Source organism: Anaeromicrobium sediminis (genome assembly GCF_002270055.1).
Classification (GTDB): domain Bacteria; phylum Bacillota; class Clostridia; order Peptostreptococcales; family Thermotaleaceae; genus Anaeromicrobium; species Anaeromicrobium sediminis.
Window position 1 is genome coordinate 382,968 of sequence record NZ_NIBG01000001.1, and the last position, 23,123, is coordinate 406,090.

21 protein-coding genes are annotated in these 23,123 nt (G+C 30.6%); all 21 read right to left on the reverse strand.

The annotated features are described in order from the left end of the window. Positions 1-144: 144 nt before the first annotated feature. Positions 145-786 carry a stage II sporulation protein M gene (spoIIM, locus tag CCE28_RS01885; RefSeq protein ID WP_095130380.1) on the reverse strand — a complete coding sequence of 214 codons (642 nt, stop codon included), beginning with the start codon at positions 784-786 and terminating at the stop codon, positions 145-147. Between the two features lie 241 nt (positions 787-1,027). After that, entirely contained in the window at positions 1,028-2,104 is a 1,077-nt protein-coding gene (locus CCE28_RS01890; RefSeq protein ID WP_330396797.1) for a DUF3866 family protein, read from the reverse strand. An 18-nt stretch (positions 2,105-2,122) separates the two neighbouring features. Continuing rightward, positions 2,123-2,938 carry an MraY family glycosyltransferase gene (locus CCE28_RS01895; RefSeq protein ID WP_095130384.1) on the reverse strand — a complete coding sequence of 272 codons (816 nt, stop codon included), beginning with the start codon at positions 2,936-2,938 and terminating at the stop codon, positions 2,123-2,125. Then, a complete protein-coding gene (locus tag CCE28_RS01900) occupies positions 2,932-3,618 on the reverse strand; it encodes a glycosyltransferase family 2 protein (protein WP_095130386.1) in 687 nt (228 codons plus the stop codon). Before CCE28_RS01900 ends, CCE28_RS01895 begins: the two co-directional genes overlap by 7 nt. Positions 3,619-3,630: 12 nt before the next feature. Beyond that, a complete protein-coding gene (locus CCE28_RS01905) occupies positions 3,631-4,482 on the reverse strand; it encodes a copper transporter (RefSeq protein WP_095130388.1) in 852 nt (283 codons plus the stop codon). A gap of 12 nt (positions 4,483-4,494) precedes the next feature. Then, on the reverse strand, positions 4,495-5,616 hold the full coding sequence (steA, locus tag CCE28_RS01910) for a putative cytokinetic ring protein SteA (protein ID WP_095130390.1): 1,122 nt from the start codon (positions 5,614-5,616) through the stop codon (positions 4,495-4,497). 244 nt (positions 5,617-5,860) lie between these two features. Continuing rightward, the gene (gene recA, locus CCE28_RS01915) at positions 5,861-6,919 is read right to left on the reverse strand and encodes a recombinase RecA (protein ID WP_095130392.1); all 1,059 of its coding nucleotides are present in this window, start codon (positions 6,917-6,919) and stop codon (positions 5,861-5,863) included. A gap of 119 nt (positions 6,920-7,038) precedes the next feature. Further along, entirely contained in the window at positions 7,039-8,265 is a 1,227-nt protein-coding gene (locus CCE28_RS01920) for a competence/damage-inducible protein A (protein ID WP_095130394.1), read from the reverse strand. Between the two features lie 237 nt (positions 8,266-8,502). Then, the gene (gene pgsA / locus CCE28_RS01925) at positions 8,503-9,042 is read right to left on the reverse strand and encodes a CDP-diacylglycerol--glycerol-3-phosphate 3-phosphatidyltransferase (protein ID WP_095130396.1); all 540 of its coding nucleotides are present in this window, start codon (positions 9,040-9,042) and stop codon (positions 8,503-8,505) included. Beyond that, a complete protein-coding gene (rimO, locus tag CCE28_RS01930) occupies positions 9,029-10,366 on the reverse strand; it encodes a 30S ribosomal protein S12 methylthiotransferase RimO (protein WP_095130397.1) in 1,338 nt (445 codons plus the stop codon). Before rimO ends, pgsA begins: the two co-directional genes overlap by 14 nt. A 2-nt stretch (positions 10,367-10,368) precedes the next feature. Next, positions 10,369-11,427, reverse strand: coding sequence for a tRNA 2-selenouridine(34) synthase MnmH (gene mnmH / locus CCE28_RS01935; RefSeq protein ID WP_095130399.1), 1,059 nt, complete (start codon positions 11,425-11,427; stop codon positions 10,369-10,371). Further along, positions 11,428-13,716, reverse strand: coding sequence for a DNA translocase FtsK (locus tag CCE28_RS01940; RefSeq protein WP_095130401.1), 2,289 nt, complete (start codon positions 13,714-13,716; stop codon positions 11,428-11,430). It lies immediately after the preceding gene. 183 nt (positions 13,717-13,899) lie between these two features. Further along, positions 13,900-14,733 (reverse strand): undecaprenyl-diphosphate phosphatase, encoded by an 834-nt coding sequence (locus CCE28_RS01945; RefSeq protein WP_095130403.1) that lies wholly within the window; start codon positions 14,731-14,733, stop codon positions 13,900-13,902. Between the two features lie 152 nt (positions 14,734-14,885). After that, on the reverse strand, positions 14,886-15,602 hold the full coding sequence (locus CCE28_RS01950; RefSeq protein WP_330396798.1) for a ClpP family protease: 717 nt from the start codon (positions 15,600-15,602) through the stop codon (positions 14,886-14,888). Between the two features lie 123 nt (positions 15,603-15,725). Further along, positions 15,726-16,946, reverse strand: coding sequence for an aspartate kinase (dapG, locus tag CCE28_RS01955; RefSeq protein WP_095130408.1), 1,221 nt, complete (start codon positions 16,944-16,946; stop codon positions 15,726-15,728). A 231-nt stretch (positions 16,947-17,177) separates the two neighbouring features. Further along, positions 17,178-17,420, reverse strand: a complete 243-nt coding sequence (locus CCE28_RS01960) for a YlmC/YmxH family sporulation protein (RefSeq protein WP_095130410.1) — start codon at positions 17,418-17,420, stop codon at positions 17,178-17,180. 181 nt (positions 17,421-17,601) lie between these two features. Beyond that, positions 17,602-18,036, reverse strand: a complete 435-nt coding sequence (gene dut, locus CCE28_RS01965) for a dUTP diphosphatase (RefSeq protein WP_095130412.1) — start codon at positions 18,034-18,036, stop codon at positions 17,602-17,604. A gap of 92 nt (positions 18,037-18,128) precedes the next feature. After that, the gene (locus CCE28_RS01970) at positions 18,129-19,391 is read right to left on the reverse strand and encodes a M16 family metallopeptidase (protein ID WP_095130414.1); all 1,263 of its coding nucleotides are present in this window, start codon (positions 19,389-19,391) and stop codon (positions 18,129-18,131) included. 87 nt (positions 19,392-19,478) lie between these two features. Further along, complete coding sequence (locus CCE28_RS01975) at positions 19,479-20,192, reverse strand: polysaccharide deacetylase family protein (protein ID WP_095130416.1); 714 nt, start codon at positions 20,190-20,192, stop codon at positions 19,479-19,481. Between the two features lie 284 nt (positions 20,193-20,476). Continuing rightward, entirely contained in the window at positions 20,477-22,588 is a 2,112-nt protein-coding gene (gene pnp, locus CCE28_RS01980) for a polyribonucleotide nucleotidyltransferase (protein WP_095130418.1), read from the reverse strand. 242 nt (positions 22,589-22,830) lie between these two features. Next, positions 22,831-23,094: a 30S ribosomal protein S15 gene (gene rpsO, locus CCE28_RS01985; RefSeq protein ID WP_408606986.1), complete on the reverse strand. Its 264-nt coding sequence runs from the start codon at positions 23,092-23,094 to the stop codon at positions 22,831-22,833. Positions 23,095-23,123: the final 29 nt, after the last annotated feature.

Below are 23,123 nucleotides of genomic sequence, written 5' to 3' on the forward strand. Positions count from 1 at the left end.
AAATAAGCTTTATTTTTATTCTAGGGACTATATATATAAGTAATACTCCAATGGAATCTAATATAAATTAAAGTTGGTGCAATTAAAATTATAAAAATTTTAATTCATAATGTAAAGTGCATTTTTAAATTTATATTAAAAAATCTATATTATGTAATTTGTCAAAAGTCCCATTAGTACAGGAGACACATATGCTTCAATAATGCATCCAAATAAAGTTACAAAAAATATAAAACACACTAAGCTACTATAAGCTATTATTTTCTTAATTGGCGAGTATTTATTATGGTTATATTTGAGAAATTTATTCTGAACAAAAGTTTTTCCAAATGAAATGCCTAAAACAGCCACAATTATAATAGATGGAATTATTATTAAATTTTGCGGTAAAAGTGATACTGCTGAAAAAACAATTCCCTTAAGGCCTAATTCACTTATTATAAAACTTATGGTAAAACCAACTACCAATCCTCTTATTAAGACTAATATTAATATAAAAGGAATCCCTATAATAGTTATGCCTAAAAACCACATTAATATTATAGTCTGAAAATTGTTCATTATGGATTGCTTTAAAACCATGCTGCTTTCTATCTTGTTATTGTCTAATACATAGAAAAAGTTTTTCATGTAATTCATTAACTCTTGCCTTTGCACATCTCCCAAGGCTTTTACTGTAAATGCACCACCTGATACACCAACTATAAAAAATAATATGACTAAAAAATAGGTTCCTGTATTTGTTTCTATGTGAGAATATATTAAATTTTTAAAGTTTCTAACCATACATAATGCCCCCTTTCTATATTACCTTATAGAATATTATGCAAAAGGGGACATCTTTATGACTTGTCTAATTTTTTTCATATTTTTAATTTTTCTTGCATATTATAAAAGTATAAAGGGAAGGAGCTGTTACATGTGCATAAAATAATATGTAATAATAAAATTTTTTTAGTAGGAAAAGTTAAAGAACTCCTAGAAGCTTTAGAAATCGTATCACAAGATTTTTCTACAGTAAAAGATCTTATTGATTCTGAATTAAATCAATAGCCATTTGAGATGATAATGCTGCTGTTATAAAATATTCTCTATCTTCCATATAATTTCTCCCCATACTTCTCATATTAAATGGACAAGCATTAAGAACTTCATCTATATAATTCACATTATAATATTTTATTTCATGTTTTTTATCTATATTATTTTCTATAAGTTGATTTAATAAAACACTGTCATTATCATTGTTAAATTTGGGAATTGGTATATATGCTTTAGTTTTGCAAATTTCCTTTAAAACCGTAATAGAATGGTGACTAATTCCAATATGTCTCTGTCTTTTATCTGCAAAGCTAATTCTTGGTATGGCAATAGGTATTCCTCCTAGTGTATTTACTGCATCAATTATTTGACCTTGTTCTACACCTGTAAACCCATACCTAGTTCCCGTACCAGTTATTCCTGGCCCCATTGTAACTATTATTAAATCTGCTTTTTCTATTTCCTTTGCTGCAATTAACCCATTATATATATTTACACATTCTAAATCCCCACCAAAGGAATTTCCAACAGTGATTGTCTTTTCAATTATTTTTTTATTCTTCAAATTATTTACAGCTTTACTTAAACTAATAGGTAATGCTGCTCCATCAGTCATTATATATACTATTTTCAATTCCTTATCTAAGTGTCTTGCCATAAAGCTAACTGGCACTAACATACTATGTAGTGTTCCTATTATTACAGGTATGTTATTTAGAGATTTAAATTCATTGAATAGACCATGATATTTACTATCCTGTTCTTCTGCTGCAAAGACTTTTAATTGATAAGGAGTATATCTAAGTTTCATAATATGACCTCCAGAACTTAGACCCTTCTCAGCATCTTCTAAATTGCATATTACAAAGTGATTTCCACCCGTACCTAAACTTAGCTCTACAGCTGTAGTATTTAATAATACCCTATCTCCAACAGATACTTTTCCAGTTAGTTTTTTATATAATATGGCCTTATAATCCTCATTATTTACTTTTACTAATAGTTCACTTATTTCTTCTCTCTCATTAATGATTTTTTCTACTGTACCTATTTTTATACTCATCATTTTTATTGCACCGCCCTATCTTCCAAGGTCATCTATATACTTTAATATACTTACTTTTTCTATTGTTTTAGTGATGGAGTATTTTTCTGCGTATAAATGGATTAAAATCAAAAAGACTAGTGCAATGATTCTAATTTCCATAGGTGTATTGTACACCCATAGTATCCCTAAACTTACTCCCATTAAATTTGACCCCACATCTCCTAACATGGATTTCGCCTTTAAATCATATTTAATATATGCTAATATGCCACCATATAAAGTATATATGTAATTTTTAATCATATAATTTATGGGATATACAAAAACTATTAAACTACATACTAAAAACCCTTTTATAGCTCTCCCTGGTCTTAAATCCAATAAATTTATGAAGTTTGTAAAAAGTGCTATTACTAAAGTATTAACTATTACATCAATATACTCTTTACTAATTAGCAAACTCATGGCGAAGGCCACTGCCCCACCTATTACAGCCTTTAGACCACCTGTAGATAATTTTCCTTTTAATATATACAATAAGTGGCCTTTAAGACCTGTTATATTCCTATTTCCTAATAAATCATCACATAATCCTAAAAATGCCATAGTAATGGTGCCTATTAAAAAAATGCTTAATGGAATAATTTCTATTTCCTTTTCTAATAAAATAATTAAAATAGAATTTACAATAATAAGAGGGACGAAAAATATTCCACTACTTACAGGAATTTTTTCTTTTTTATAATTTTCCCTCGTTGCTTCTCCCGTCTCTAACAAGAAAAGTATCTTACTTATACTGAATCTCGTTATAATGTATGCTCCTATAAAATATACTATATAGTTTAGCATTTTCTATCGCCTCGCCTTTTTCCTAGAACATATAATATGTGTAAAAATTGCTTTCCCCTATGGATGAAACCTCTCAAATCCCTTCCTGTTTCCCTATGACTCATATTTACAGGAATCTCCTTTATCCTATATCCTTTATTTAATATATCTATAGTCATTCCAACTTCTACACCATACCCAAATTCCATTTTACCTAAATCCTTTAGAACTTCCCTTTTAAAGGCCCTTTGGCCGGATAGTGCTGAATAAATTTCTTGACCTGTATAAAATTTCACGCCTTCTTTAGCTAATTTTTTAACAAGGCCCACTCCACCCTTTTTCTTAGGAGAAGGAAATTTTCCAATTGTGCAATCTGCCTCATTTTCCACTAAAGGCTTTATCAATTTGTCTAATTCTATAGATGTATGACCTATATCCCCATCTAAAAAACATATTATTTTACTATTATCCATAACTTTTTCCAAACCATAATTCATGGCATAGCCTTTTCCGGAATTTTTTTCTAATCTATATAGTAGTATTGGTTCATTTTTTAAAAGAGAGGCAGTATTATCTGTCGAACCATCATCGATAACTACTATTTGGTCAATATATATGCTGTTTTTTAAACTATCTATAGTTGATTTAATTCGTTTTTCTTCATTATAAGCTGGAATTAATACTGTAATATGTTCTTTCACTTGTATCATCTCCTATTCCTTAAACCACTGAGGAGCTACTTTATCAGCTGTTTTCTTTTGTCCGTAGTTTCCACTTTCCCCCGTTAGAAGCATTACTAAAGATATTTTTCCCATAGTTGTATCTATATTATCTACTGTGGACAATCCTAGCTTCTTATATTCTTTAATTTTAGATATATCGCTATTACTTTTTTCAACAGCTACTATTTCCATATTATTATCCTTACAAAAACTAATTATAGGCTTCTCTATACTTTCAAATACAGCTAAGCTCTCATTATCTTCACCTGCTAAAATTATATAATCAAAATCCATATTAGTCTGACCATTTAATTGAATTATTTCATCTTCTATAGATTTTTTTATAATATCCTCATTCTTTTCTGTAAGTATACTATTTAACAATTGATTAATATTTAGTTTTTCTGTATTTTCTCCTTCTACCTCTTCACTTTGGTCATTTTCAAGGGTAAAGAATTTATCCTTTATTATTAACTTAGAAATATTTTCAACTCCACTTTGTTGTAGTGTATCATCTATTTCTGAATAGGATATATGTTCACTAGTTTCAATTATCATAACTTTATAATCTTTCAATCTACCCTTTACTAAATTAGGGAAAATAGTATTTAAGAATTTCACGTTGTTTTCATTCTCATTGTTTAATTGTGCAATACTTTCTTGTAATTCGTCTTGTTTAATCTTAAATTCATCAAACCTATCTTCTACCTGTTTTAATATATCCGCCTGTTGCTTTACTATTAAATCCTGACCATCTAGCATTATTCCTATGAATATACCAATTCCAATTGCTAGAAATATTGCAACTATAGTTATAACATAATATTTCACATTTATTACCATTTTTATCCTCCTTTATATTGGAAAAGCAAATTTAAGCTTCATTAGTAGTAATTTTAATAACTGTCTTCCTGGAGGTGAAAATGCACCCACTATAAATATAGGAATTATGGCACCTATAATTACGCCTACTAAATGCTTTAATCTTATACTTTCTCTATATAATTTACTTACACCTTTAGCATCTATTAATTTTGATCCTACCTTTAATCTAACTAAAAAAGTACTTGCCATACCCTTTCTTCCCTTTTCTAAAAAATCTACCATATTGGAATGAGTACCTACGGCTACTATTAATTCTGTGTCATAGTGAAAGGCTAATAACATAGCTAAATCTTCACTAGTTCCTGGCGCTGGAAAAGTAATTGCATTTAAACCAAGTTCATTTATTCTTTTTAGACCCGGTGCCCTTCCATTAGGATATGCATGAACTACTAATTCTTCACAAAGTCTTAAACATTCATCAGAAATACTGTCCATATCTCCAACTATCATATGGGGTGTATATCCGAACTCCATTAGAGCATCCCCACCACCGTCTACTCCTATTAATACTGGGTTAAACTCATCTATATAAGTTCTGATTGCCTTTAGATCTTCTTTATAATTTTGACCTCTTACAACTACCAGAGTATGTCTATTTTTAAACTTAGTTTTAACCTTGGGAATCTCTAGATTCTCAAGAAATAAGTCTTTTTCCTTTTGAGCATACTCTAAAGTGTTTTCAACAAATTTATTGAGCTCTTTTTCAAAATTCTTACTAGTCTCTTTTAATTTTTTTGCAATTACATCTTCTGTTAATAATTCCCCTTGTCCTATATATGTATCTCCAATATATATATTTCCATCTCTTATTTCTATAATGTCATTTTCTGATATTCTATCAAAGGCATCTTGTCCTATATTATCTAATATGGGAATTCCTGCTTTATTTATAACCTCGGGTCCTAAATTTTCATATCTTCCACTGATACTCTTGGCTCCATTTATTATTAAAACAGGTTTACAATTAACTAGTGAATTTGCAGCAACTTCATCTATATCCTCATGATTTATTACAGCGATTTCTCCCGGTTCTAATCTATTCACTAAATTCTTTGTCTTCCTGTCAACTCGTCCAGTTGATTTTATTAACATATATTTCCTCCAATAGTTTTTTTATTAGTATTTCTCTATTTTAATTATTCATACAATACGAATATTAATTATATCATAAAAAGAATCTATAGTAACATTTAATGTGAATGTTTCATTATTCGAAATTATTTATAATTTGAAAGAAGTTTATTAAATATTTTGAAGTTATGTTCTTATTGATTTCCTACTCGGAATATAATTTGTAATTAATTATACAAAAGAAAAAACCTACATATGTAGGTTTTTATTTTTCCTTTTTTTCTGATGATTTCTCTTTTGATGCTACTTCTTTTTTTGCAACAGGTACATCTTTTAAAGGTAAATTATGTTTTTCTCTTATTTTATTTTCCACATCCACTGCAAAATCTGGATTTTCTTCTAAGAACTTTTTCACATTTTCCCTTCCTTGACCTAGCTTTTTATCATTATAGCTATACCAAGATCCAGATTTCTTAATTATGTCACATTTTACAGCACAGTCTAATATATTTCCTTCTGCAGAAATACCTTTTCCATACATTATGTCAAATTCTGCAATTCTAAAGGGAGGTGCCACTTTATTTTTAACAACCTTTACTTTAGTTCTGTTTCCTAAAATACTATCTCCTTGCTTTATTGCTTCAACTCTTCTTACATCTAATCTTAAAGAAGAATAGAACTTAAGTGCTCTACCTCCACTAGTAGTTTCAGGATTACCAAACATTACTCCTACCTTTTCTCTTAACTGATTAATAAATATAGTTGAAGTCTTAGATTTATTAATTATACCAGCCAATTTTCTTAAAGCTTGAGACATTAATCTAGCTTGTAATCCCACATGAGAATCTCCCATTTCACCTTGAATCTCAGCTTTTGGTACTAGTGCAGCTACTGAATCTATTACAATTATATCTACAGCACCACTTCTTACTAAAGCTTCACATATTTCTAATGCTTGCTCTCCCGTATCTGGTTGTGAAACTACAAGTTCATCTATATTAACCCCTAAGTTTCCTGCATATACAGGGTCTAGTGCATGCTCCGCATCTATGAAGGCTGCAACTCCACCCTTTTTTTGTGCCTCTGCAATTGCATGTAAAGCTACTGTAGTTTTTCCAGATGATTCTGGTCCATATATTTCAATAATTCTTCCCTTTGGCATTCCACCAATACCTATTGCTATATCTAAATCTAATGATCCCGTTGAAATTGATTCAACGTTCATTCTCATACTTTCTTCTCCTAATTTCATAATAGAACCTTTACCAAATTGCTTTTCAATTTGGCCCATGGCCATTTCTAATGCTCTCTTTTTTTGCTCCATAATTAGTCAGAATAAATTCTGACTTTCACCACCTTTCTTTCACCGAACAGATGTTCTGATTAAATTATAATTTATTATTACCCTAAAGTCAATAAAAATATTACAATATTTTATCCTGCTTACAATACTTCTTTAATCATGTTTAGTCCACTCAGCATAGTATAGATTCTTATTTTATTCCTATCTCCAGTAAAGTAAAAACGTCTTGTTACCATGATTTTTCCATATAAAAGTGATATGTACACTAATCCAACAGGTTTTTCATCAGTTCCTCCATCAGGCCCTGCTATACCAGTTACTGACAAACATATATCACTTTTTGTTTTTCTTTTCAAACCAATTACCATACTTTCAGCCGTTTGACGGCTAACAGCTCCAAATTCTTTTAGTATATGTTTCTTAACACCTAATTCTTCTTCCTTAGCCCTATTTGAGTAGGTTACTAAACTTCTATCAAAATAATTTGATACGCCTGGTATATCTGTAAATTTTGATCCTATCATTCCACCAGTACATGATTCTGCTAAAGATAGGGTTAGAGACTTTTCCTTAAGTTTCTTTACTACCACATCTATCAATTCTTCATTGTCCGTACTATATATGTATTTACCCACTTTTTCATATATATTTTTTATCATATTATCTACTAAATATTTAGCTTCCTCTTCATCCTTACTGCTTGATGTAATCCTTATACTTACTTCTCCTTCTTTAGCATAAGTGGCTATGGTAGGATTTTTTTGCTTTCTAATTAGATCCATTATATTTTCCTCTAATGAAGACTCACCTATTCCAAATAATCTAATAGTTTTTGAGTGGATATAATTTTTCTCTTTGTCCATTATATATTTTATTACCTGATCATTAAACATATTTTTCATTTCTCTAGGTGGCCCTGGTAGACATATAATTATCTTTTCTTTTTCCTCTAAAATAAATCCTGGAGCAGTACCATAATTATTTTCAAGAATTATGGAATCCTTAGGCATGTAAGCTTGTCTTATATTGTTCGGAGACATGGCCTTTTTTCTTCTTTTAAAATAACCTTTTATTCTTTCATATGAGTATTCATCTTTTATCATTTCCCTGTTAAATATCTTACTAATAATGTCCTTAGTCAAATCATCTTGGGTAGGACCTAACCCTCCTGTGGTTATGATCATATCTACATTTTTGAAAGTTTCTTTTATTAATGCCTCAAGTCTCTTAGGATTGTCACCAACCGTATGATGATAATATACCCCTATTCCTAAATTGTTCAGTTCCTCTGATAGATATTTGCTATTAGTGTTTAATATTTGTCCCATTAGCAGTTCTGTCCCAATACTTAAAATTGCACATTTCATAATATCCCTCCTAATCCAACATACTTTAGTATATTATATTAAGTAACTAAAAAAGGCATACTTCGTATGCTTGGCTAGGAAACCCTATGGTTTCCTTCGACGATTGCTCCCGTAATCTGATCACTTTCCTTTGAAGCGGGCAGGGGATGTTCCCCCACGTTCCCTTATTTTTTGCTTATCCACAGTTTTGGAAATTTATAATTTCCTAGTAAGCAAAAAAAGCAGCATAGCTGCTTTTTATCCTTGTTTAAGTATATGTCTATTTAAGTATATATAGTCAACTCCTGATATAATAGTTAAAATAACTGCCACCCATAGAGCAATGGTACTAAATGGAAATCCTATTAAACTAAAAGGATAATTGTCAAGTAATATGGCTATTATAGCAACTATTTGAGATACGGTCTTTAACTTCCCATAAATACTTGCAGCTATGACAATTCCTTCTGATGCAGCAACTGCCCTTAAAATGCTTATGGCATACTCTCTTGAAATAATTATAACAACAATCCAAGCTGGAAGTTGATTCATTTGTACTAAACAAACTAAAGCCGCAGTAACTAATAACTTATCTGCAAGTGGATCCATGAATTTGCCAAACTTAGTAACTTGATTTCTACTTCTAGCAATATATCCATCTAAAGTATCTGTTATGGCCGCTGCTGTAAATACAAATGCTGCTATATATACACCATAAGGAATTTCATTCAATAGAAATATCATAAATACTGGCACTAAAAATATTCTTACAATCGTCAGCTTGTTAGCAAGATTCATCAAGCATCTCCCCTATTAAATCATATTCAAAAGCGTCTGTTATCTCTGTTTTTACCATTTGGCCTTCCTTTAAGTCCACCTCAGAGTTAACATATACTATTCCATCTACCTCAGGAATATCATACATGCTTCTTCCAGCATATACATTTTCTGCTTCTTTTTCTTCTATAAGTATATCATAAATTTTGCCTATTTTATCATTATTTTTCTCAAATGATATATTTTTTTGTATGTCCATTATCTCCTCTTGTCTAGATATCTTTACATGTTCTTCTACTTGATTTGGAAGCTTTGCCGCCGGTGTTCCCTCTTCTTGAGAATAAGCAAATACTCCTAGTCTATCAAATCTCATTCTTTTAACAAAATCCTTTAACTCTAAAAAGTCTTCTTCTGTTTCTCCAGGAAATCCTACTATTAAAGTAGTTCTTATACTAATATCTTCTACCTTTTCTCTCAATTTGTTTATTACAGTTTCTATATGTTCTTTACTAGTTTTTCTATTCATTAATTTTAGTACCTTATCGCTACAATGCTGTATTGGCATATCTATATATCTACATACTTTCTCATTTCTAGCTATGGATTCTATAAGCTTATCATCTATTTTATCTGGATAACAATACAATATTCTAATCCATTTAATACCCTCAATTTCATTTAATTCATCTAGTAAGTCTCCTATTTTAATTTCTCCATATAAATCTATTCCATAGTTTGAAGTGTCTTGTGCTATTATGATTAATTCTTTAACACCTTGTGATGCTAATGATTTTGCTTCTTGTATAATATCCTTCATATCTCTGCTTCTGTATTCTCCTCTTAACTTTGGAATAATACAATAAGTACATAAATTGTTACAACCTTCAGCGATTTTTAAATATGCACTATAAGAAGGTGATGTTAATATTCTTGGCATATTTTCATCAAATACCACATTTATATCCCCATACTTACTAGTTCTTTCTCCCTTTAATGTATTATTCACAATCTCAACAATTTGTGGAAAGTTTCCAGTTCCCACAATTCCGTCTACTTCTGGTAATTCTTTTAATAACTCATCGTTGTATCTTTCTCCCAAGCACCCTGCTACTATTAGTAATTTACAATTTCCATCTTCTTTATATTTAGCTAAAGAAAGTATAGTATCTATAGACTCTTGTTTTGCATCATTTATAAAACCACAAGTGTTTACTATTATAATGTCTGCCATATGTTCTTCCATTTCCAATTCAAACCCATGCTCCCTCAAAAGTCCCATCATAACTTCTGAATCAACTTGATTTTTAGCACATCCTAATGTTTCAATGTATACCCTTAATTTCATTGTTAATTTCTCCCTTCACTAGTTACATCTTCTACAAATTTTATTATTTCATCTACTGCTTTGTCCATGGATAAGTAATTTATCTCACAGTCATATTCTCTAAACTTATCAATGGAATACTTATAAAGTGGATCATAATAATTTTTAATTAAATATTCTATAACATAGTCATATTCTTTTTCATCTAATTTTTCAATCAACATATTAACTTTATTATTTCCCAGTCTTTTTCTTAAATGTTCTATTGCATTTTTCAGCTTTTGTTCATTATCTTCTATTCCATTAATATAATCTTTTTTTATATTGGCAATTCTATTTTCCATATTAGTTCCTACTAATATATGTTTATCACTTATTATTTTTTCAAATATGTTATTAAGTATTATTACATTTCCTATCCTTTTACTTTCACTTTCCACATATACATTCTTATCATTCAATACCCTTAAAGTGTGAAAAATTCCAGCATCAAAGTTTTTTTGAGTAGGTAATTTTTCATTATACATTATATTTCCAAAAACTGACCCACTATTATTAGCCAATTTTTCTAAATCTAATACACTTTTACCTCGTTCATGTAATTCTTCTAATATGTGAGTTTTTCCCACGCCTGTTAATCCATGTATCATTATGAAATTATAGTCGTAAATTTTTTTTTCTAAAAAGTTCACAACATAATTTCTATAATTTTTGTATCCACCTGTTAATTGAAGTACATTTTTAATCCCCATCATTTGCACAAAGGAACATACACTTTTACTTCTCATTCCACCCCTATAGCAAAAGAAAATTATCTTCTCATATTTTTTAGAGTAATCTTTTATATTCTCATATATGGAAACTAACTTTTTAGATGCATACTCAACTCCCATTGACATAGCTTTTTCTGTACACTCTTTTTTATATATGGTTCCTACTATGGCCCTCTCCTCATTATCTAATATTGGAATATTAATGGCATTTGGAATAGTACCATCTTCATATTCAATGGGAGATCTTACATCTATAAGTAGAATGTCTTTCATTTCAAGTACATCTTTAATATTAATTGTTTTTACCATTTAAATCCCTTCTTCTGCTTGTATAGTTTCTAGTTCTTCTTTTGTCATTAAAACTTTCCTTGGCTTACTACCCTCGTGTGGTCCTACTATATTTCTTTCTTCTAATTCATCTATAAGCCTAGCTGCTCTATTATACCCAATTCTAAACCTTCTTTGAAGCATAGATATGGATGCCTGTCCTGAATTTACAACTAAGTCAATGGCTTCCTTTAAAACTGGATCTACTTCCTTGTTTAATTCCATGCTAGCTTGCTCAAAATTATCTATAATATCTTCTTCGTAATTATTTTCCTCTGATTGATTTTTTACAAAACCAACCACTTTTTCAACCTCAGAGTCAGATATAAATGCCCCTTGAACTCGTATTGGCTTGGCTGATCCAACAGGATAAAATAGCATATCTCCCTTTCCTAATAATTTTTCAGCTCCGCCCATATCTAATATGGTTCTAGAGTCTGCTTGAGAAGATACAGAAAAAGCTATTCTAGATGGTATATTAGCCTTAATTACCCCTGTAATTACATCTACAGATGGCCTTTGAGTAGCCACAATTAAATGGATACCCGCAGCCCTAGCCATTTGAGCTAACCTACATATGCTATCTTCCACCTGTGAAGGAGATACCATCATTAAATCTGCCAATTCATCTATTATTATTACAATTTGTGGGAAAGTTTCACCTTCTAGCTCTTTCATTTTTTTGTTATATCCGCCTATATCACGTACATTATTTTCTGCAAAGGACTTATATCTTCTAGTCATTTCTGACACAGCCCAATTTAATGCACTTGATGCCTTATTAGGATCTGTAACTACTGGTATTAGTAAATGTGGAATTCCATTATAGGTACTAAGTTCTACTACCTTTGGATCTATTAAAAGAACCTTTACCTCATTAGGTTTTGCCTTATATAAAATACTATTTATTATTGCATTTACGCATACACTCTTACCTGATCCGGTAGCTCCAGCAATTAACATATGTGGCATTTTTGACAAATCCGTTACAATAGTATTTCCCGCTATGTCCTTTCCTAACACAAAACTAACTTTTGATGGGCTACTTAAAAATTGTTCACTCTCTATAACTTCTCTTATAGTAACCATTGACACCTCATCATTTGGAACTTCTATACCTACAGCTGCCTTTCCTGGTATAGGAGCTTCAATTCGAATGTTAGAAGCAGCTAAATTGAGGGCAATATCATCTGAAAGATTCACTATTTTACTTACTTTCACCCCTGGACTTGGTTGAATCTCATATCTAGTTATACTTGGACCTTTGCTAACTTGAACAACTTTTGCTTCAACACCAAAATTATCTAGGGTTTGTTCTAATATGCTGGCTTTTCCTAAAATTTCCTTTTTATCATTTTGGTTATTTTTCGTAAGCTTTTTTTCTAATAGATCTATAGGTGGAATAATATATTCTTTTTCTTCATTTTTATCTGTATCTATTTTTATTTCTATTTCTTCATTTTTCACAGGTGCTTTAGTTTCTTTGCCCATATTAGTTTCTTTAATCTTATTAGTTTCTTTACTTATATTAGTTTCTATTGGTTTTTCTTCTTCAAATTCTTTAGTAAAATCCAGGATTTTTATCTTTTCATTCATGGATTTTTCTTCAATAATGCCTTCAACTTTAGGTTCTCTTATTTTACTTTCTCTTACTTTCTTTTCTCTTTTCTTCTTTGGTTTATCTGTCACCATGACAAAAGAAACTATTACATTTTTAAGTACTATGGCCCCTTCCTCTAAAATTTCTTTTAGAAATTCAAATATTTCTATTAAAGAAAGATTTAATAAGGATATTAAAGAAAGTATTATTACGGATATTACTAGAAAATAACTACCATTAACTCCTAGTAATTTTATACTATTATATCCTATAAAATTGCCAATTAATCCTCCACCAATACCATTAGTTCCTTGTATGTACATATTCTTTATATTACTTATGTCAAAAAATTTTTCTGGAATATGTTCTCTACTGTATAAAGTAAACAAGATTAAATAACATATGTACATAATTACTACAGAATATTTAACTTTATGATTTAAAAATTCTTTCTTCTTAAATAAGGATAGTATTCCAAATGATATTATCACTACAGGTAACACATAGGATGTTGTAGAAAATAAACCCATTAAATTTACTTTTATTAAATTGCCAATTTGTCCCACAGAGTTATAAGTTAAGCTTATATATATAAAGATTCCTATAAAAACTATTAATATAGACTTAAATTCTGTATTTTCTTTTTTTGCTGTTCTCCTTTTCTTTGCCATAAGTTCTCTCCTTAATATGTAGTGAAAAAAGTCTTTTTTTTAATATAAAAATTATAATTGAATATAATTTTCCATGAATTACAAAAAAGTCTTCCAGGAAAAACATTTCTGTAGACTTTCATAAAATCTATACACAATCTTAAAAAGTTTATAATTCCCTATAGATTATAAAAAAGCACAGAATTAACTGTGCCAGAAACTATATAATAAAACACCTATTCCTACAGTCCATGTATAATATGAAAAGTAATATAATTTCTTCTCCTTTACGAACCTAATCATAGATTTTATAGCTATAAATCCAAATATAGCTGCAGATACAATTCCAACTAAGGTTACATTTCCAGAAACATTCATATTTCCTGTTTCCAACACATCCTTCACTTCCAGTAAAGTAGCACCTATTACAGCTGGCAATGATATTAAAAACGAAAATTTCACAGTAAGTTCTTTATTTAATCCCATTAGTAAACTTCCAACGATAGTAGATCCAGATCTAGATACACCTGGTGTAATGGCAAAAGCCTGAAAAAAACCTACAACAAGGGCATCTTTACTATTCATTTTTTGAATATCTTTTTTACCATTGTTATATTTTTCAGCTATCCACAAAAGGGTACCTGTTATAACCAAGGATATCCCTATAGCCTTAGTCATACTAAATAAACTTTCAAAGAAATCCTTCAGAGAAAGTCCTATTATAGCTGTAGGTATGGATGCCAAAATTATGAAAAATCCCAATCGCCTGTAAGGATTATGTAGTTTTAAGCCCTTTCCAGTTAGTATATCTTTAATAGTTCTAAAAAATTCTACTACCAACATAGTTACATCCTTATAATATACACCTATTATAGAAATTAGGGTTCCAAAGTGTAACATGGTAGTAATAAATAAAACTTGGTTTTCTGGAATTTTTAGTATCATTTGTGTAAGAGCCAAGTGACCTGAACTGCTTACAGGTAAAAACTCAGTTAACCCTTGAACCATCCCCAATATTATGGCTTTTAAAATAGTCAACAAAGCCACCCCCTTAAAAAACTATAAATTTTAACAAATTTATTTTTGACAAAATTTAAAGTGTTAATATTCGTCTATTAACACTTTAACATTCATATTATAACATAAGAAAAAATATTATTCTACTCTGGAAAATTGAGACTTATGAATAGTTATTCTTCTTTTTCTGCTTCTTTTCCTGCTTCTTTTTCTGTTTCTTTTTCATTTATCATACCCTGTAATTTCCCCATGGCATGACTTAATCCTCCCACACTGTTTATAAGACCCACATCTACTGCTTCTTTTCCTATTAAAATAGTTCCAACGTCATTGGCAATTTCGTCAGTTTCGCTCATTAATCCATTTAACTTTTCCTTTGATATAGTAGATGTTCTAAGAATAAAATTTATTATTCTATCTTGCATCTTTTTAAAATACTGAAAAGTCTGAGGTGCACCTATGACTAATCCATTGGTTCTTATGGGATGAACAGTCATAGTAGCTGTTTGAGCTATATATGAATAATCACTTGCTGTAGCAAGGGGAACTCCTATACTATGACCTCCTCCTAGTACTAGTGAAACAGTAGGTTTTGATATACTAGATATCATCTCTGCTATGGCAAGTCCTGCTTCCACATCTCCTCCTACCGTATTTAAAATGGTGAGCATACCTTTTATGTTAGGATTTTCCTCTACTGCAATCAATTGAGGTATTATATGTTCATACTTTGTAGCTTTAGTTTGAGGTGAAGATACTGCATGACCTTCTATATGTCCTATTATGGTTAGACAATGAATATTACTTTGAAGACTTGGAATGTTACTTACGCCCATTTCTTTTATATTTTCAAGTTTTTCGTTGGTTTTGTTTGAATCTTTTTTTTCCATCGACATTATCCCCTTCTGCAATCAATTTAATTAATCTTAAATTATTTTTTCCAATATAAAAGTCTTTTATTAAAAATAAAAGACTTTTATAAAATAAATATAATAAAATAATTGACCACTATTTTATTTGTCTAAATTAAATTCTGCATGAAGAGCGTTTACTGCCTTTTCTATATGTTCTTCCTTTATAAGACAAGATATTGTTGTATAAGAATCGGAACTTTGTAAAATGTTAATTCCAGAATGAGAAAGTGCCCTCACTATCTTTCCCATAACTCCAGGAATACCTCTTATTTTATGGCCAATAGCAGTTACCTTACTACAATTCTTAATAATACTATACTTAAATTTATTTTCTTCCAATATATTTTTAACCTTATTCAAATCCTTATTATCTACAGTAAACACTTTCTTATCCGTAAAAAAGTTAATCAAATCAATACTCACTTGAAACTTTGTTAAGTTATTCATAAGTATATCGTTATCTTCCATGTTATCATCGAAAAATACGCTTATTTGAGAAATATTACTTTTATGTGCTATTGCCCTGATCATGTTTTCCTCCTCTAAGGATTTTCTAGCTTTTCTTAAATAATGATTTTTTTGTATTATTATAGTGCCTTTACTATCACTTAATGTGTTTTTTACTTTCATGGGAATATTAGATCTTTTGGCTACAGCCACAGCTCTTGGGTGAACCACCTTAGCTCCCTCATCAGCCATTTGGTATATTTCTTCATAATCAATTTCTTCTATTACTTTTGCCTTTTTTACAACTCTAGGATCTGCCGTCATTACACCATCCACATCTGTGTATATTTCAACACACTCTGCATGTAAAGCTTCTCCTAAAATAGCTGCTGTAGTATCACTTCCTCCTCTTCCTAGAGTTGTAATCTCTCCAGCTTCAGTAACTCCTTGAAACCCTGCTACTACAGGTATTATCCCTTTGTTAAGTAAATCCATTAAATATTTATTATCAACTTTTAAAACATCTGCATCTCCAAAATGATTATCAGTTATTATTCCTGCTTGAAATCCTGTTACAGCTTGAGATTTGTATCCCATTGACTTTATGGTATTAGAAAGTATTACAGATGATATAATTTCACCAACAGACATTATTATATCTAGATCTCTAGCATTATCACCATCATATACGGAAGTAGCCATATTGACTAAAGTGTCTGTAGCATAGTTATCGCCTCGTCTCCCAATAGCTGATACTACTACAATTGGACTTTTTCCTGCCTCTTTAGTTGCTACTACCTTTGATGCTACTTTTTTTCTTAATTCTTCTGTAGCTACAGATGTTCCACCAAATTTTTGTACGATTATGTCCATACTTTTCCCCCTAACTCTCTATACATATATTAGCATGAAAACAACATATAGTCTAATATACATTAATGTAGCAGTTGACAAAATTTCAAAAGATTTTTGCCTTTGCCAACACACTTCATTCTAATATAACACTCTAATATAATAATATGTATGTATATTGGCTTTTGGGAATCTTATATGTAATAAGGTCTTATATAAAAAAAAAGATTGGTAATAAATTATACCAATCTTTTAAAACTCCTCTAATTCCACAATAATCATATCATTTCCTATCTTCTTTACACAATCCCACGGAACCTCTAAAAAATTCCTGTCATAAAAAAGTGAAAACTGACTCTTATAGTCTGGAACTAGTATACCCTTTATTCTTCCTGTTTTCTCGTTAATAAGAAGATCACATTCTCCTAGCATGCCCAGTCTAGCTCCATCTGTTAAGTTTACTATTTCTTTACCCCCAAGTTCACTTAACCTCATCCCCATTCCTCCTGTTTGCCTATTTTTTCTTAAAAAACTTTGTTATATATAAATAAACTACTTCATAACTCAATAAACTCTACATACCTATGAAATGAAATAGATCCACATAAGTATATTTTAGAAGTACTTTATTTCTCTATAATAACACCCTCATTTAATTATATTAAGCATATACCTTTTATATTCCTGTATGTCCAAATCCACCTTCTCCACGTGAAGTATCATCTAAAGTTTCAACTTCCTCCCAGTTTATCTTTTCATATCTACATATTACTAATTGAGCTATTCTATCACCATTTTTGATTACAAAATCCTCTTCTCCCCAATTGATCAAAGGAACTTTTATTTCTCCCCTATAATCACTATCTATAGTTCCAATTCCGTTAATTACACCTATACCATATTTAATGGCAAGTCCACTTCTAGCTCTAACTTGGGCCTCTGTTCCTTGTGGTAATTGTATGTGGATTCCTGTGCCTATTAAGCTCCTTTTTCCTGGTTTTATTATTATATCTTCTTTTATGTGTGCTCTCAAATCCATTCCAGCAGATCCATTAGTTTCATACTTAGGCATTTGTGCTCCTTCTTTAGTCACTATTTTAACTCTTGTCATTATTCATTCCTCCCATGTGTACAAATTTTTAGGCTACTAACAATATCCAAATTTTTTATTTGAACTTTATCAGTAGCCCAACCTATTCTCTTTTAATATAAATATTGTTTAATATTAATCTCATTATCTATATTTCCAACTAAAGACACGGACATATTATCTTTTGAAAATATTTTATCGATTACTTTTTTAATGTGATCCATCTCTATATTATCAATTTTATCTAAAACTTCCTTTTGAGTATAAACTCTATTTAATAAAAGCTCACTTTTCCCAATTCCCATCATTCTACTACTTGTACCTTCTAATCCCAATATATAGTTTCCCTTTAACTGTTCCTTAGCTTTTAATAATTCTTCTTTTCTTAATCCCTTATTTTTTATTAGATTGATTTCTTCTTTTATACTTGAACATACTCGTTCTAGTTGCTTTGGATTTATTCCTGCATATATGGTAAATATTCCAGAATTTCTATAAGATGTTGGATAAGAAAAAACTGAATATGCTAACCCCTTATCTTCTCTTATATTTTGAAATAATCTAGAGCTCATACTGCCACCAAATATGGTATTCATAACTAATAAGGGATATACATTTTCACTTCCCATAGAGAAACTCTCAAGACCTATACATAAGTGCAATTGTTCTATGTCCTTGTACTTAACTCCAATTTCCTTATTAAAATTAGCTTTGTTTTTACTCTTTATTAAATGGATATTTTCTTTTTTCCCTGTACCAACTATTTTTTCCTCTAACATATCTATTAAATATTTTTCATCAAAGTTTCCTGCTACAGAAATAACCATATTCTCTGGAACATAAAATTTTTCCATATATTCTATTAGTTTATCTCTTGTTAAATTTGATATAATATCTCTTGTTCCTAATATGGGATAACCTAAAGAATCTTCCTGATATATGGTTTTAAATAGTAAATCATGGGCATTCTCCTCTGGAGAATCTTCATACATACTAATTTCTTCTAATACAACATTTTTTTCCTTTTCAATGTCCTTTTCATCTAATGACGAATTAAATACCATATCGGAAAGAACGTCCACTGCTATATTAATGTGGGAATCTAATACTTTAGCATAATAACATGTGCACTCTTTTCCTGTAAAGGCATTTATTTGACCTCCTATGTCATCAATAGCAGCTGCTATATCCTTCGCACTCCTATTTTTAGTTCCTTTAAAAAGCATATGTTCTATAAAGTGGGTAATACCATTATTTTCTGCTGTCTCATCTACAGATCCCACATTAACCCATATACCTAAGGAAATGGACTTTACATGAGGAATTTTTTCCATAATAATTCTCGTACCGTTACTTAATTTAAACTTTCTGTACATAGTGTCCTCCTAGAGTGTTTTATAGCATAACTACTTGTTATTATAGTTTACTCCCCTTTAATTATCAAGTAAAACAGGATTTTTTTCCTATATGTTTATAAGTTCAGAAACTGTACATATGTGAATTCCCTCTTCCTCGATCTTTTTTATTATATAAGGAAGTGCCTCCAAAGTTGCTTCCTTTGGATGCATTAACAAAATTGCCCCTTTATGGTCTTTATCTAATACTCTTTTTATTATTATATCTTTTGTAGATCCTTTTTTCCAGTCAATTGTATCAACACTCCAAAGAATAACCTTATATCCTAGTCCCTCAGCAATGTCTAAAGTTTCTTTATTATAATCACCTGCTGGAGGAGCAAATAGAGTTGTTTTATGACCTAAAACTTTATATATGGCGTCCTCTGTCCTTCTTATCTCCTTTATATTCTCTTTCCTATTTGTCTTACTAGGTAACTTATGTGCGTATCCATGATTCCCTATTTCATGTCCATCTTCCTTTATTTTTGCCAATAATTCACTATTTTTCTCCGCCCATCTTCCTGTTATGAAAAATGTGATTTTAATATTATTTTCTTTAAATATTTCCAACATTTTAGGAATATGCTCTCCACCCCAATCCACATTACATGTGAAGGCCATCTTCTTTGAATTTGCTTCAACCTTTCTTATGGGTTCTGTTCTATATTCATTCCAAACCCCTTTACTCCTATAGGCTAACATAGAAGTTGTTGTTAGTATTAATATTATGACCAAAATAAATATATAAATTTTTTTTCTAGATACAACATAAAATCTCATACTATCCCCCCCTTTAAACTATATTCAACTTAAAATTTATTATTCTAATTACCCCTTTACAACAACAAAATTTATCCTAAAATAAAAAAAGGCATACTCCGTATGCTTCCATATGGAACTCTATGGTTCCCTTAGACGCAACTACAGTTGTTGATCACCCTCCTCCAAAGAAGTAGGGGATGTTCCCCCACACCCCCTTATTTTTTTACTTATCTATAGTTTTGAGAATGTTATAATTTCCTAGTAAGTAAAAAAAAACATAAACCTTATGGTTTATGTCTTCCCTATTTCTCATTTGCTTTTTCTTTTTCCTTTTCTTGTTCTATTAAAACTGCTTTTCTAGATAAGTTTACTCTTCCTTGCTTATCGATTTCAGTAACTTTAACTAGGATTTCATCCCCTACTTTAAGGACGTCTTCAACTTGAGGAATTTTTTCCTTAGCAATTTGAGAAATATGTACTAATCCTTCTTTTCCTGGTAACACTTCTACGAAAGCTCCAAATTTAAGAATTCTCATTACTTTACCTAAATAAATTTGTCCAACTTCCACATCTTTAACAATGGCTTCTATCATTTTAATAGCTTTGTCTGCTTGTTCTAAGCTTTGAGCCATTATAAATACCTTTCCATCGTCATTAATATCAATTTTAACGTCAGTCTCATCTATAATTTTATTTATAGTCTTTCCTCCAGGTCCAATTAATTCTCTAATCTTCTCTGTGTTAATAGTCATGCTTGTAATTCTTGGTGCATATGGTGACATTTCTTCTCTTGGAGTAGAAATAACCTCATTCATTTTATCTAATATATGTAATCTTCCAACTCTAGCTTGTTCTAATGCTCTAGTTAAAATCGCTTTGTCTATTCCATGGATCTTAATATCCATTTGAATTGCAGTGATACCATCCTTAGTACCAGCCACTTTAAAGTCCATATCTCCTAGGAAATCTTCCATTCCTTGTATATCACTTAAAATAGCAACTTTTTCCTCTTCCTTAATAAGACCCATAGCAATACCTGCAACTGGCTCAGCAATTGGCACTCCAGCATCTAATAGAGCTAATGTACTTCCACATACAGATGCTTGAGAAGAACTTCCGTTAGAACTTAGTACTTCAGATACTAATCTAATAGTATAAGGGAATTTTTCTTCACTAGGAATAACAGGAACTAAAGCTCTTTCTGCTAAGGCCCCATGTCCAATTTCCCTTCTACCTGGTCCTCTTAAAAATCTTGCTTCACCTACACTATATGGTGGGAAGTTATAATGGTGCATGTATCTCTTGCTTTCCCTTTCTCCTAGACCATCTATAACTTGAGCATCTCCTATAGCTCCTAATGTAGCTACAGTTAAAGCTTGAGTTTGACCTCTAGTAAATAAGCCTGTTCCATGGGCACGAGGAAGTAATGATACATCACAAGATATAGGTCTAATTTCACTTTCACTTCTATTATCAGGTCTTATACCTTCCTTAGTAATCATGGATCTAACTTGCTCTTTAATGATTTGACTTAATACAGAGTCTACATCCTTTAAATTCTCTGGATACTCTTCTTCAAAGTGTATTAGAGTTTCTTCCTTTACTTTGTCCATTTTTTCGCTACGTTCTAATTTTTCTACAGTTTTAATTGCAGATGCCATTTTCTCCGTAGCAAATAATCTAACCTTTCCATCTATCTCAGGATCTACTTTTTGCAGTTCTACTTCTCGTTTTTCTTTACCAATCTCTGCAACTATACCTTCGATGAATGTAATTATCTTCTTTATCTCTTCATGGGCAAACATGATAGCATTTAGCATAACCTCTTCTGATACCATTTCAGCTCCTGCTTCAACCATCATAATAGCATCCTTTGTTCCTGATACTACTAAGTGCATCTTGCTTTCTTCTCTTTGAGCTGAAGTTGGGTTTGTTACAAACTCTCCATCTACTAAGCCAATGCATACGGAAGCTGTTGGCCCATCAAATGGAATATCTGAAATTGATAGTGCTACAGAAGAACCTATCATAGAAACAATATCTGGTGTACAGTCTTGGTCTACAGACATTACAGTAGCTATAACTTGTACATCATTTCTAAATCCCTTTGGGAACAATGGTCTTATAGGTCTATCTATAAGTCTAGCTGTTAAAACAGCTTTTTCAGTTGGTCTACCTTCCCTTTTAATAAATCCACCTGGAATTTTTCCAACAGAATAAAATCTTTCCTCATAATCTACACTAAGAGGGAAGAAGTCTATTCCAGCTTTTGGTTCATCTGATGCCACAGCAGTAACTAATACTACTGTATCACCATATCTTAATACGGCTGAACCATTAGCAAGTTGAGCAACTTTACCAGTTTCAACTTCTAAGGTTCTATTACCAATGGTTGTAGTAAATGTCCTCTCCATTACTAACCTCCTATATTTTATAGTATATAATCTAATTCTACATAGTTTATATTATTTCCTACATATTAGATAAAATTCCTATACATTAAAATAAAAAAGTCTTACGAATAAAATATTCTTGTCGACTTTTATAAAATCCGTATAGTTAAATTAGATTATCACTATTTAAAATAAAAAATCAATTTTAATAAATTGATTTTCCTTACCTAAAATAATAGAGCGGGAAATCCCGCTCAATAGAATTATTTTCTTAATCCTAACTTTTTAATAACAGCTCTATATCTTTCGATATCTTTGCTCTTTAAGTAGTTTAAAAGATTTCTTCTCTTACCTACCATCTTTAATAGTCCACGACGAGAATGGTGATCTTTCTTGTGTACTTTTAAATGCTCATTTAACTCGTTGATTCTTGTAGTTAAAATAGCTACTTGTACTTCTGGAGATCCAGTATCAGTATCATGTACTTTATGAGCTGAAATTACTTCAGTTTTTCTTTCTTTGTTCATTGTCATGTTTTTCACCTCCTTGGTTATAC

Bases quoted from the DNA above. Each gene is read 5' to 3' on its own strand.
- spoIIM (WP_095130380.1), bottom strand. From the start codon at position 786: ATGGTTAGAAACTTTAAAAATTTAATATATTCTCACATAGAAACAAAT.
- CCE28_RS01890 (WP_330396797.1), bottom strand. From the start codon at position 2,104: ATGAGTATAAAAATAGGTACAGTAGAAAAAATCATTAATGAGAGAGAA.
- CCE28_RS01895 (WP_095130384.1), bottom strand. From the start codon at position 2,938: ATGCTAAACTATATAGTATATTTTATAGGAGCATACATTATAACGAGA.
- CCE28_RS01905 (WP_095130388.1), bottom strand. From the start codon at position 4,482: ATGGTAATAAATGTGAAATATTATGTTATAACTATAGTTGCAATATTT.
- steA (WP_095130390.1), bottom strand. From the start codon at position 5,616: ATGTTAATAAAATCAACTGGACGAGTTGACAGGAAGACAAAGAATTTA.
- recA (WP_095130392.1), bottom strand. From the start codon at position 6,919: ATGGAGCAAAAAAAGAGAGCATTAGAAATGGCCATGGGCCAAATTGAA.
- CCE28_RS01920 (WP_095130394.1), bottom strand. From the start codon at position 8,265: ATGAAATGTGCAATTTTAAGTATTGGGACAGAACTGCTAATGGGACAA.
- pgsA (WP_095130396.1), bottom strand. From the start codon at position 9,042: ATGAATCTTGCTAACAAGCTGACGATTGTAAGAATATTTTTAGTGCCA.
- rimO (WP_095130397.1), bottom strand. From the start codon at position 10,366: ATGAAATTAAGGGTATACATTGAAACATTAGGATGTGCTAAAAATCAA.
- mnmH (WP_095130399.1), bottom strand. From the start codon at position 11,427: ATGGTAAAAACAATTAATATTAAAGATGTACTTGAAATGAAAGACATT.
- CCE28_RS01940 (WP_095130401.1), bottom strand. From the start codon at position 13,716: ATGGCAAAGAAAAGGAGAACAGCAAAAAAAGAAAATACAGAATTTAAG.
- CCE28_RS01950 (WP_330396798.1), bottom strand. From the start codon at position 15,602: ATGGAAAAAAAAGATTCAAACAAAACCAACGAAAAACTTGAAAATATA.
- dapG (WP_095130408.1), bottom strand. From the start codon at position 16,946: ATGGACATAATCGTACAAAAATTTGGTGGAACATCTGTAGCTACAGAA.
- CCE28_RS01960 (WP_095130410.1), bottom strand. From the start codon at position 17,420: ATGAGGTTAAGTGAACTTGGGGGTAAAGAAATAGTAAACTTAACAGAT.
- dut (WP_095130412.1), bottom strand. From the start codon at position 18,036: ATGACAAGAGTTAAAATAGTGACTAAAGAAGGAGCACAAATGCCTAAG.
- CCE28_RS01970 (WP_095130414.1), bottom strand. From the start codon at position 19,391: ATGTACAGAAAGTTTAAATTAAGTAACGGTACGAGAATTATTATGGAA.
- CCE28_RS01975 (WP_095130416.1), bottom strand. From the start codon at position 20,192: ATGAGATTTTATGTTGTATCTAGAAAAAAAATTTATATATTTATTTTG.
- pnp (WP_095130418.1), bottom strand. From the start codon at position 22,588: ATGGAGAGGACATTTACTACAACCATTGGTAATAGAACCTTAGAAGTT.
- rpsO (WP_408606986.1), bottom strand. From the start codon at position 23,094: ATGAACAAAGAAAGAAAAACTGAAGTAATTTCAGCTCATAAAGTACAT.